The following is a 12,400-nucleotide window of genomic DNA, read 5'->3' as shown; positions in this document are numbered from 1 at the left end:
TTGCCCATCACGGGCTCAGCGTGATGAGTGGTGAAGGGGTTGAGAGGCCTCAGCACTCTTTGCCGGCGTGAGGTGCTTCAGGCTGTGGCGCCGATAATAAGAAAGGACCTCTCCCATTAACCGTAAAACCAACATTCGTCCTTCTTCGACATAGGCGCGAGCCTTTTCAGGTTGAGAGGATGTCGTGAGCTCCTGTAAGGCTGCACGGTAGACGTTCACGACATCTCGGGGACCTGCGTGGAGTGTCCCCAGTCGTTGCGCGATTCGGTTGAGATTACTCGAGACTTGGGATTCCGTCTTGTACTTTTGTTCTTCCAGCGCACGCTCAAGCGTCTGGACGAACTGATGCTTCACATGATGAAAGAGGGCAGGTGAGCTGTCTTCAATCAACGGTTCTGCGTATTGTTCGGTCGTGACCTGATTTTCCCTGTGTTTGACCAGACGAAACAGAGCCTGAAGCTCGGCTTCCGCCTGGTCCTGCCGCTGCTTGGCCAGCATTTTGAGCTGGTGGCGCTCGATGGCATACCGAATGCTCCTGCCGAGCATTTGCGAATTGAAATCTCCCTTTGTCAGGAAGTCTTGTGCTCCGATTTTGAGGGCTTCCACGCCCAGTTCTTCATCGGTATGCCCGGTCAGGACAATGATCGGGATACTGGCGAAATCGTCGTGAAGCTGTTGAAAGGTATCCAATCCACGGCTATCAGGAAGGAACAGGTCGAGCAGAATTACATCTGGCTTTTCGGATTGAAGGTACAACAGGCCATCTTCCACCGTCGATTCAGTCTGAAGCCAAGCCTGCCCGTTGGTTTCTTGAAGAAGACGTTTCAAGATGAGCACGTCTTCTGGATCATCTTCGATGAGCAATAAGCGATAAGACATATACTATCCTCTCACGCACCTCCAGAAACCCTTCGTGAAGTGGCGTAAAGACGTAAGAGTGGGGCACCTACACGCGGTACATGATCGTCAGGTCAAAACGGACACAGTCATGCTGGGAAAATAGAGATGTCCGTCATCAATACAGTAGGACGGTATGAAGGAAAACGGAGGAAAAGATTAGGAAATAACTAGAACCAATGAAGCGTAAGAACGATAAAAATAAGAATGTCGAATAGTAGCACATTACCAGAGAAAAAGCCAAAAGCCGGTAGGTGAGGCGGGAAGGGGAGCACGAGACCGGTCACGAGTGGTTTCTTGTCTCTGGTCCGCCTCCGTGAATGCTAGGTTGGGAGTGTGAAATAAAACGTGCTTCCCTGGCCCTCTTCCGATTCAACCCAAATTTGCCCGCCATGCCGTTCGACGATTCGTTTGCAAATGGCCAGCCCTAAGCCGCTGCCGGGGTACTTGGACTTTCCGTGAAGGCGCTGGAAGATCACGAAGATTTTGTGTCGATACTGGCTGGACATGCCGATGCCGTTATCCTTGACGGTGAAGAGCCAATGGTTGTCCTGGTGGGAGACGGAAATCTGGATCATCGGTGTGTATCCTTCGCAGAATTTGATGGCATTCGAGAGGAGATTCTGGAACAATTGCGTGATCTGTCCGAGGTCGATGGGGAGAGTGGGCAGAAGTTCGTGAGTGATGATGGCGTGTTTTTCTTCGATGGTCATCTGAAGATTCTCGATCGCGCGTTTGAGCGCATCGTTACAGTTCTGTTTCGTGAGTTCTTTGCCACGGGAATGGATGCGGGAGAATGCGAGCAGGTCCTGAATCATGGTATGCATGCGGGACGCGGCGTTGGTGCTTCGAGCCAGGAAATCTTTGGCTTCCGGAGTCAGTTGAACGTCGCTGAGCTCCTGGCTTAATTGTTCGTGAAAACTGATGATCTTTCGCAATGGTTCATGGAGGTCATGGGAAGCGACAAAGGCAAAGTCTTGCAAGTCTTGATTGCTCGCCTCGAGCTTGGCCGTGTAGGATTTGAGCGTTAACTCGGTTTTCTTGAGTGGTGTGATCTCCATGAAGGTGAGTACCACACCCTGGACGTGCTGATATTCATCGAAATAGGGCAAGATCCTCATGAATAGCCACTTGTCGGTCCCACACGGCGTCTCTCGTTCCAGTAGCTCCTTCGTGTCATAGACATGCTGGCAGAGGTCTGCCAACTGTTCCTTCCCCAACTGAATTTGGTGATTGATGTGGGCGATCGGCCGGCCAAGGTCGCGCGGCAACAAGTGCATCATGGTCGACACGGCAGGCGTGAACTTTCTGACCGAGAGCGAATTGTCGAGGAAGATCGTTGCGATCTCTGAGCTTGTCAGTAGATTGTCCATATCCGAGGTGAGCTGTGTGAGTTCAAGGATTTTTTGCTGAAATTCAGAATTGACCGTGTGGAGTTCTTCGTTGACCGATTGCAATTCCTCGTTCGCGCTTTGCAGTTCTTCGTTGGTGCTTAATAGCTCCTCGTTGGTGCTCTGCAGTTCCTCGTTTGACGACACCAATTCCTCGTTGGCGGCCTGCAATTCTTCGTTGCTGGTTTCCAGCTCTTCGTTCGTCGTTTGGAGCGTTTCCTTGGTGTATTCGAGTTCGGACTGTAAGTCGGTGAACTGGTCAGTCGAGACGGTGGCGAAAGTGGAGGGATCCGTGAGCGGTTCTTGCAGAAGTTGCATGGCCGGTGAACGCTCGATGTACACAAAGTAAAACGTCGAATTGGTCCGTGTGTTCCGAAGCGGCCTGATTTTGATCGTGAGCGCCTGACTGCCTGCGTCCGTCTGGTGCTGGATGCCGCCATACTGTACGGGCGCTCGCGTCCGGCTGGCACGATGAATGCCCGTGGTGATCGCGCGCGCAAGATCTTCGTCAAGGAGTTTGGTGAAGGAAGCGCTGGGGCGTCCGGTCGCCGGGCGTAAAAACTGGGTGGCATCGCCAAAAATGTGAAGCACCTCTTGGGTTTCACTGACCAGGAATCCCGTATCGATGATTTCAGACAGGAGTGCCTCATACGCCCAAACAGCCGTGTTGTCCGGTCCTTCGGCGGTCAGATCTCCCTGTTTTTTCCTAGGAAATCGCGTGCCCGACATATTGGTGACGGTCGTGGGCAGCGGTTTGGCTTCGGCAAGGCGGACATCGCGGCGTTTGAGGAAAATTTTCCATTTTGTGGATAGAGAATCGAATTCGTCTTCAGCCCCGCCAACGTTTTCGCTGGGCCCCAGGAAAAGAAGCCCTCTGGTCCGAAGAGCAAAGTGGAACAGCGCGATGACTTTCCGTTGGATCATCGGCTCGAAATAGATCAGCATGTTGCGACAGCAAATCAGGTCGATCTTGGTGAAGGGCGCGGCTGAAATCACGTTATGATTGGCGAACACAACCATCTGCCGTATGGTTCGAGCAATGCGAAATTCTCGGCCATTTTTCGTGAAATATTTTTCCCGTACCTGAGCCGGGAGCACTTTCAGTTCGTCTTCCGAGTAACAGCCGTCCGCGGCGATGTCGAGTGATGCTTGGTGAACATCCGTGGCAAAGACTTTGATCGTAGCTGATTGATTCGTGGCCTCAGCGAATTCTTTGAGCGTAATGGCGATTGTGTACGCTTCCTGGCCTGTCGCACAGCCGGCCACCCATACGCGGAGTTCTTCGCGGTCCGGGGGAATGGTTTGAAACAACTTATAGAAATGAGTCTGGAGCTCGATGAAGGCCGCGGGATCACGATTGAATTTTGTGACGCCGATGAGCAGGTCATGGTAGAGCCGGTCCAGTTCGGCGGGGTTCTCTTGTAGATAGCGAAGATATTCCTGGAGGTTTAAGCATTGAACGATTTTCAGCCGTCGTTCAAGACGCCGGTCGATCGTGGCCGCCTTGTAATAATGAAATTCAATGCCATACCGTAGCCGGAGCAGGGTAAAAATGTCATGAATGTGGGTTTCCTGATTGGTCGGGAGGCCACTCAATGGCTCAAGGGCTGATGTGTCTTGTGGAACCCCGACATGGCCAAGGATGTTCGTGGGCATTCCGGACGGATCCGACACGCAATGTGCCGTCCCGGTGGCGATGGCGGCTCGTGGCATGCCGTCGAATTTGGCCGTGGTTTCATCCTGTACGATGACGTAGCCGCCAGCCTTGTGGATCTCAAGAATGCCGCGAGATCCATCTGCCCCTGTTCCAGAGAGGATGATGCCAATCGCTCGATTATGGAGGTCTTGCGCCAGGGAGCGAAAGAAAATATCGATGGGCAAATGCAGGGGTTCTGTTGGATCCTGCTCGGTTAAATGCAAGCGGCCCGAAGCGATGATCATATTTTTTTTGGGCGGAATGAGATAAATCGTATCTGGCTCGACCGGCATTCCGTCCTCGGCCCGGTTAATCGGTATCATGGTATGACGAGACAAGATTTCGACCATCATACTGGGGAAGACCGGAGAAAGATGCTGAATTACGACGTACCCAATCCCCGTACGGACCGGCATGTTTTGAAAGAGTTGTTCGATGGCGTCCAACCCTCCGGCTGACGCCCCGATCCCGACGATGTGGGTAGGGTAGCGGAACGGTTTGGCCGGTGGGCCGTTGGATTCCATCACCAGGTTGTCGAGCTTGATGTCATCCGCCGGGTGGGAGGGGTGGGAGGCATGGGCCGGTAATGAGGGTATTTCGACCTTCTTGGACGCGGTTCTGGATTTTTTCCGGGATTTCAAGTTGGGGTTTTTCATGACGAGGAATTCCTTTGTTCATGTGCGAGGAACCGGTCGAATGCTTCCCTAAGGAAAACATTTCCTTGGTTGCGGCCACGTTTCGATCTGCCTGCTAGACGATCAGGCTGAGGGAACTACGAGCAAATGATAAGTTCGGGTATGAAGAGAAGGACAGAGGACAGTCAGGAATGCCATCAGATGAACGGTTCTTCGAACGGGTATGAACAATATGGATAGAAAGGGAAATTATGCCGCTTTTCCTGTATAAGAGCAAGTCTGTTACTGAGAGACAGGCAAGGCCTTTCAAGATAGCGAATGATGTGTTGAAATAACCGGGAAGCAGAGAGGTAGATCATGACAGGAAAGTCGTGGTGTTGACGGGAGGGCGGGGATCGCACCGTTCTCTATTCCTTGCGGCCTCTTTTTCTCTAGTGCTAACATACGTTTCATTCATTCTCCTGGCTGGAATCTCATAGAGGAGTCTGTTCTCATATGGCAAATGTGACCTTGTTAGTCTCCAAGTCTTGTGGCGCCTGTCCCGCGGCCAAAACTTTGTGGAAAGGCATGAAAGTCAAGTACAGCTTTACCTATCGAGAAATTGATGTGGGGACAGAAAATGGTCAGGAATTGGCCGAGCGTCATTCGATTCGTGCCACGCCCGCGACGATCATTAACGGAAAATTGACCTTCATAGGCGTTCCGACTCGTCAAGCTGCCGAAAAGGCGCTTGCCGCCAAAACAAAGCCGAGGGAGCGGTAGCATCATGACGGATGGGTATACGGAACGAAATCGTCCGTTTGGCATGGACGATGATGACGATGATATTGAAATCCCTATCTTGCCCAGTCTGGAATCCGGTCCTCCTCCTGATTGCCCTTTCTGCGGTGATCCCATGAAGTTTAACGATGGTGATTGGATTTGTATCGACTGCAATGGTGAACTTGTAGGACCGGAAACGGGGTAGGTCATTCGTCTCCCGTTTTTCGTTTTTTTCGTTACTCCCTATTCTTCACGTCTCGCCTCTCATGTTTCACATCGTTAAGGGTTCCTTTCATCCAGTCCTCGAGTCTTCTCTGGCTGAAGAAATTCAACGGGTCAAAGCTCATGATCGGCTGGCGCCCCTCGCGATCGTCGTCCCGTCGGCAATGCTCCGTCGCCGTGTGCAGCAGTTCTTGTGCGTTGAATATGGACTCGGGCTGTATGATGTCCATGTTCTGACCTTTCATCAGCTTGCCCTGCGATTGCGTGACGAACAGCTGATGGATGCGTCAGATATGGGCGATATTCCTGCCTCTCGTCAGGTCTCGGACCCTGTCTTCCGGTTCTTGCTGCAAAGTATTCTTGGCCTGAGTGAAGATTCTGAGGGTGCGTGGAAGGGAAAGCCATACTCGCCCGGGGTTTGTGAGGCGTTGTGGGCGACGATACGCGACCTCAAAGAGGCGATGGTGCCTCCGTCGGTGATTCGACAGGGTCTCGATGAGGGGGTATTCGATCCGGATTCCGTAGAGACGCTCCATGCTGTCTGTGAGGCGTATGAAGCCTTATTGGCAAAAACTGATTCACTACAGATTTGCGGGCCGGATGATTTAGCCTCGCGAGTTATTTCTTATGTGCCCCATTCGCCGTTTCTTTCTCGCTTGTCGCGGGCATATTACTATGGTTTTTATGATCTCACTCAGATTCAATTGTCTCTTTTCGAGGCCGTGACTCGGCGGGTGACGGTGACGCTTTTCCTGCCTTTGGAGAATGAGTCAACCTATGCATTCGCCCGACGATTTTATGATCGTCATCTCGCGACTGGTGCATTTCAGCGAACGCAGTCAGATGTGACGCTACCTGCGACAGATTCCTCGCCTTCCGCCAGCCCTGCCAGGATCATGAACGTGCTCAATTGTGTCGGTCCTGAAGATGAGTTGAGGCTTGTCTGTAAAGAAATCTTGAACTTGATTGATGCGCATGGCTATCAATTTGACGAAATAGGCGTGATCGCCAGGTCGTTGGAGCCTTATCACGCTTTTATGGGTTCGATTTTCACAGAGCATCGCATTCCCTACACGTCTTCAGCTTCTATCTCCATCGTTGACCAACCGATCGTGAAGTTTTTGCTCCACCTGACAAGCTTGCCAGTCAATCAGTATGAAGCGAACACCATGATCGATGTGTTGCGTTCACCTTTTTATCGTGGCGGGTTTGATGCTGATCGACCTGGAACAGTTCAGCCTGAACGGTGGCCGGAGCTCTTGCAGGCGTACGGAATCGTTCGGGGAAAAGATGATTGGTCAAAACTTTCACGCGCCCAGAAAAGTCCTCAGACGACAGCGTCTAACAAGACGGCAGAGATGTCTGAATATGTGGCGACTGGCGCGCGATCTCACGGGTGTGAATCAGTGGAGGCCTACCATGCACTCGCCCAGGAACTTTTGCAGCGATGTGAAGCTTTTCCGGCTGAGGGTTCCATTGAAGAACTCACAGAAAGCGTTCGCCGTTTTGTTGCCGAACATGTGAACCTGGAACCGTTCGATAAAGACCACCTCGCTACACGGGAAGTTGCTCCAGCGGAGCTCGTGCGGCACATCTTTGATTGTCTCGATCAGATGGAAGGGTTCTGGGAGAAGATGACATGGGAAGATTGGTCGAACCTTCTGGTTCAAGTGGTTCAATCCTGGCCATTGGCGCCTAAAGCTGCGCCCCATCGGGGCCTGCGCGTTCTGGATGCCATGTCCGCCAGGGGTTTGCCGTTTCGTGCCGTCTTTTTGGTGGGATTGAACGAGCATGCCTTTCCTCGAGCGATCAGGGAGGATGCCTTGTTACGCGATAGTCAGCGGCGCGTGTTAGCGGAAACTCTGGGGTATAAGATTGACGAAAAATTATCCGGTTATGAGGAGGAGAGATTATTGTTTGCGCTCGCGCGGCAGTCGGCGCGAGAACGACTTTTCTTTTCATATCAGCGAGCTTCCGATGACGGTCGGCTCTTGGCGCCTTCGTCGTTTCTCCATGAATCTGTGTATCCAGAAGCAGAGGCCTCCACTGTCGGGGAAACGGTCTTAGCCAGGCGGTTTTCGGATCAGTTAAAGGAACCTCAATTTCGAGACCGGCTCCTCACCCGCGAAGAAATGGGGTTTAAACTGATACAGCAGGCTCAAGATCCATCAGTCTTGCTCGACCTTGGACATCATGAAGCGTTGATCTTCCAGCAAGGTAGGCAAGCCCTGGCCATGCTAGACAATTCATCGTCTCGATTAGGACTGTATGATGGAATGCTTACTGAGGTGAAGGGACACCGGCCTGAACTCCTGGAGCCAGGTCTCTCCCCGACGGCGATCGAACGCTATGCCTCATGCCCGTTCCAGTATATGGCTTTGGATCTGCTTGACCTGGAAACGCCCCGAACTCTTCCATCGGAAGAACTTCCGGCATCCATGATCGGCTCGCTGTATCATGCCGTTCTTCAGAAGGTGTATGCGTCGCTGATTCAAGAGGGCTGGCCGAACGAGCAGGCATCTCCGGAGTTTCATCGCGGACGTGTGGATGTACTCGTCGAGGACGTGTTTGCTGATCATGCCCGAACACAACCGACGGGTCATTGGCTCATGTGGCACTGGCTCAAAGAGGTCGTGACATCTGTCGTGAAGGCCGAAGTGGATGCCAGTTATCACGACTGTCTCGATAGCGGGTTTCGGCCTATCGCGGTGGAGGTCAAGGCCCATGGCCAGGTGGCGTGGCCTGACGAGTCCGCCGTCACGCAACGGCTCCACGGCCGTTTTGATCGGGTCGATTACCGCGACCAGACGGGAGATATTCGCATCGTCGATTATAAGGTGAAGCTCAGCGTACGCAAGCAAACCCACGAAGAGGATTTGTTGGCCTCGGGAATTCGTGGTCGCAGGCTTCAAGCTCCGCTCTATTCACTGATGGCGCCAGAATGGGACTCTCACGGCATGATCGAGGTTTCAGCAGATGCTGACCCTGAATCCGTGGCGTTTATCTATCTCTCGCCGAACCGGGAGTCTCTGATCACGCGATCGAAATTTGAGCGGAACGTATGGAAGTCGGATGACGGTCAGCTTCTGAAGTCCACCATCAGTCGTTTGGTGAGAGGGATTCAGGAATGGGAGTTTTTTATCCTTCCGGAGGAATACTGTCAGTATTGTCCGGTCTCCGTTGCCTGTCGACGTGTCCATGAAGCGACCAGGAATCGATGGTACCGATCCAACCGCGTCAAGGAATTTCGAGCCATACGAAAACAGGATATCCCCAGCAGCCAAGGCCGACAGGGAAAGACCAAACGATGAGAAGCGAGCAGCCAGACGCGAAGGGGAGGAGGATAAAGAGGGCGTTGAAGAGGGGGCGAGAACATGAGTGAGTCCTTCGATCTCTCGGATTCCGATGTCCGACGATTGGCCGTTTCGAATTTCGATCAGAATGTCGTGGTGATCGCTGGGGCAGGGACCGGAAAAACGACATTGTTGGTTCATCGCTTTCTCTCGACTCTGTTTCGTGAGCCGGAAGCCATTTCGATCACGAAAATCGTGGCATTGACGTTCACGAACAAGGCCGCCCTGGAAATGAAGGTGCGTATTCAAGCGCAGCTTCGTGAACTTTCCAATGATCATCAGAATGGTGAATTCCGTCATACCGCAAGGTCCAGGCATCCCGCAGGATGGCTGACGGACGTTTCGCTGTCCAATCACGAGATCCAATCGCGCGCCCGGTCGGCGTTGGCTGATTTCGAGAAAGCTCAAATCGGCACACTGCATAGTTTCGCGGCTCACCTTCTGCGGCTGTACCCTCTCGAAAGCGGGGTCCCGCCCAATTTCCAGGAGGATGACGGAACACGTTTTACTGAGTATTTCACGCAAGAATGGGAGGCATGGGTAGGCGATGAGTTGAGTTCGGACGGTGGGCAACATGAACGATGGCGCGTCTTGCTGGCTCATCTTCGTCTTCCTGTTATTCGAGACTTTGCGTATACCCTTTCGTTGGATTTGCCTTCGATTGACCTGGTGCCGTCGCTGTCCATGTCATCCGGGCTGCCGGAGAACTTGAAAGGTTGGTGCTCGACGATGCGTCACCGTGCGCAAACGTTGTTGTCTTTGTATGGTGGGCCCAAGCGACGAAAGATTGAAAACGCGCTCGCAGACACTGAAACGGTCTTGACCGCACTGCTGGAGAATGGGGTGGAGGGGCTGTCTTCATTGACTGATGAGCATGGACTCATGTTCCACGACGGGGAGTTACGGTTGGGGAAGATGCCGGCAGGATGGACGGAAGAACATTTTAGCGAGGCCAAGGGGCTCATCCGCGTCGCGAATGCTCTTGTGAACGTCGAGCATCGCGTGATGGCAAGCCTGCTTGAGGTGTTAAGTCCGTTTGTCAGGCGAATTCATCATGGCTTTGTCCAAAGCGGGTGGGTCACTTTTCAGGGATTGCTGAATCGAGCTCGGTCGCTGCTACGCGATTATCCGGTCGTCCGTGAGCGGCTCAAGCTGGATTATCAGGCCATCTTGGTGGATGAGTTCCAGGATACCGACCCTTTGCAATACGAAATGGTCATGTTTCTCGGTGAACAACGTGGTCAACATGCACGTGATTGGAGAGACATACGGTTGAGTCCTGGCAAGTTATTTATCGTCGGCGATCCTAAGCAGTCAATTTATGCGTTTCGGGGGGCCGATCTCGAAGCTTTTGACCATATCGTAGAAAAAATCGTGAAGAGTCATGGCGTGGTGTATGAATTGACGACTAATTTTCGCAGCCATTCCTCGATCCTGCATGTGGTCAATGCCGTCTTCGAAGAACTCTTTTGGCCGCGACCGCATGTCCAGCCACGTCATATTCCCCTCAGTGCCCCTCCTCAACGTCCGCCGGGTATGAAGCGTGTCGGTGTCGAGCTACGCCTCGTCCGGCCCGATGAGGACGATGAAGAGGACGGAAGTATGGCGATGACCCGTCATGAAGCGGATCACTTGGCCCGTTGGATAAAAGACGAGTTACTCCGAGGAGACCTGGTCGATGAACGCACGGGTCAGAACGTTCCGTTGAGGCCTGGCCATATTGGTCTGTTATTTCGGACGCTCACGGCATCACGCATCTACCTTGAGGCATTGCAGCGATATGATCTCCCGTACATCTCCGAGGGAGAAAAGCATTTTTACCAACGGCAAGAAGTCATCGATTTCGTGAATCTGCTGCGAGTCCTGGATCATCCGGGTGATGAGGTGGCGATGTTTGGTCTTCTTCGTTCTGCTTTAGGGGGGCTCTCTGATCATGAGATCTATGAACTTCGACGACTGCACGCGTTTGATTGCCGGAATGCCAGCCGGCTGGCCGGCTGGTCCAATCCCAAACGCGACATTCTCAAACGGCTCTATGCCGCTCTGACCGGATTACATGTGGAGACCTTTCTCTATCCGCTTGGAACCATCATTGAGAGAATCTTTGCCCGATTGCCGGTCCGTGAATTGGCCCTGGCCTCCGCGCATGGCGAACAGGCGGTCGCCAATCTGGTCAAGGTTCAGAAGATTGCGGTAAGCATGGCTGATCGACCAATCTTGACGTTTCGTGGGTTCGTGAATCTTCTTGCTGAGCGAATCCGAATGCAGCACACTGATGCCGAGCAGACCTTAGAGGAGGATTCTCTCGATGCGATTCGAGTGTTGACGGTCCATAAAGCCAAAGGGCTGGAATTCCCCATCGTGATCGTTCCCGGCCTCCATCAAGGCGCGCGGAGAGGGGGGGATGGTCCAGTCGTTTCGTGGGACTGGGCAACGGAAATTGCCGGAGCCTCGGTCGGCTCCTGCTCAACAGTAGGGGGAATATTTCTGAAGGAAAAGGCACGGATCAAAGAGCTGGCTGAGCAGAGTCGTTTATTGTATGTCGCGATGACTCGAGCTCAAGAGCGTCTCATTCTGTCGGGCGCATGTCCTAAACGGCAGGCTTCGGGAACGTTTTTCCGTCTTCTCGAGGCGGCTGCCTCTCAACCTATTGGTAGCCTGGAGTCTGGGGAAGTTCTGTTTGGTTCTACTGCGATTCCCTTGAGCTTGCTCGAGGTCTCAGAACATTCGCGAGCCCAGGCAGGTCAAGCTGTTTCAGCTAAGACGACCGCGATTGATCTTTCCTGTTGGAAGACATCTTGGGAGACGCGAGACCGTATCTGGAATATCCTGAAAGCCACGCCGACCTCGATGACTCCCACCTCACTGACGCTCAAGCGTCGGACTGTGCCATTACAAAATGGCCAGGCAGAAACCAGCCGTCAGAAGGGGATTCAGGTCGGGGTGTTGGCTCATCGTATTCTCGAGCGGTGGAACTTTTCACAGGATTCGAATCGGCTCGAGAACCATATCGCCAGCCTCTGCCGGCAAGGCCTTCAGCGTGAAAAGAATGAAGTCAGAGAGAACATACGTCAAGACCTGACGGACCTGTTCAAGAAATTTATGGCTTCCTCCATTTACCAACGGCTTGAGCGGTCGACGATTATCGGACGTGAAGTACCCTTTACGATCCCATGGGATTGCCTCCAGGATTCCGGGATCGCTATAAATGAAATTCAGGGCGTGATGGAAGGCGTGATTGATCTGGTGTACGAGTATGAGGGACAAACCTGGATTCTTGATTACAAAACTGACCGGATAGAAGAAAAGGAAATTTCCGATCGAATGCATTCCTACCGTACACAGGCCAAAATCTATCAACAGGCGGTGCGGTACTGCCTAGGATTACAGGACGTGAAATGTCAATTGCTGTTCGTGCGTTTAGGGCAAGCTGTGGAAATCTAG

The 12,400-nt window shown here is 52.8% G+C and carries 6 protein-coding genes; 4 read left to right on the top strand and 2 right to left on the bottom strand.

Annotation, left to right across the window (positions count from 1 at the left end):
• Positions 1 to 15 precede the first annotated feature (15 nt).
• Together MRJ96_16635 and MRJ96_16630 are read right to left on the bottom strand one after the other, a co-directional pair.
• Positions 16 to 879: a response regulator gene (locus MRJ96_16635; protein ID MDR4503072.1), complete on the bottom strand. Its 864-nt coding sequence runs from the start codon at positions 877 to 879 to the stop codon at positions 16 to 18.
• A gap of 341 nt (positions 880 to 1,220) precedes the next feature.
• Positions 1,221 to 4,640 carry an ATP-binding protein gene (locus tag MRJ96_16630; protein ID MDR4503071.1) on the bottom strand — a complete coding sequence of 1,140 codons (3,420 nt, stop codon included), beginning with the start codon at positions 4,638 to 4,640 and terminating at the stop codon, positions 1,221 to 1,223.
• Positions 4,641 to 5,114: 474 nt separating this feature from the next.
• Here MRJ96_16630 and MRJ96_16625 point away from each other — a divergent pair, with 474 nt between their 5' ends.
• The 4 genes from MRJ96_16625 (at position 5,115) to MRJ96_16610 (ending at position 12,400) form a co-directional block, all read left to right on the top strand.
• The gene (locus tag MRJ96_16625; protein MDR4503070.1) at positions 5,115 to 5,381 is read left to right on the top strand and encodes a thioredoxin family protein; all 267 of its coding nucleotides are present in this window, start codon (positions 5,115 to 5,117) and stop codon (positions 5,379 to 5,381) included.
• A 4-nt stretch (positions 5,382 to 5,385) separates the two neighbouring features.
• A complete protein-coding gene (locus MRJ96_16620; GenBank protein MDR4503069.1) occupies positions 5,386 to 5,586 on the top strand; it encodes a hypothetical protein in 201 nt (66 codons plus the stop codon).
• 61 nt (positions 5,587 to 5,647) lie between these two features.
• Entirely contained in the window at positions 5,648 to 8,914 is a 3,267-nt protein-coding gene (locus MRJ96_16615) for an exodeoxyribonuclease V subunit gamma (protein MDR4503068.1), read from the top strand.
• Positions 8,915 to 8,977: 63 nt separating this feature from the next.
• On the top strand, positions 8,978 to 12,400 hold the full coding sequence (locus MRJ96_16610; GenBank protein ID MDR4503067.1) for a UvrD-helicase domain-containing protein: 3,423 nt from the start codon (positions 8,978 to 8,980) through the stop codon (positions 12,398 to 12,400).

The organism is Nitrospirales bacterium, assembly GCA_031315865.1.
In the GTDB taxonomy this organism is placed as follows: domain Bacteria; phylum Nitrospirota; class Nitrospiria; order Nitrospirales; family UBA8639; genus JAGQKC01.
The sequence above is the reverse complement of the archived record's forward strand: the minus strand, read 5'-3'. Positions and strand labels throughout refer to the sequence as shown.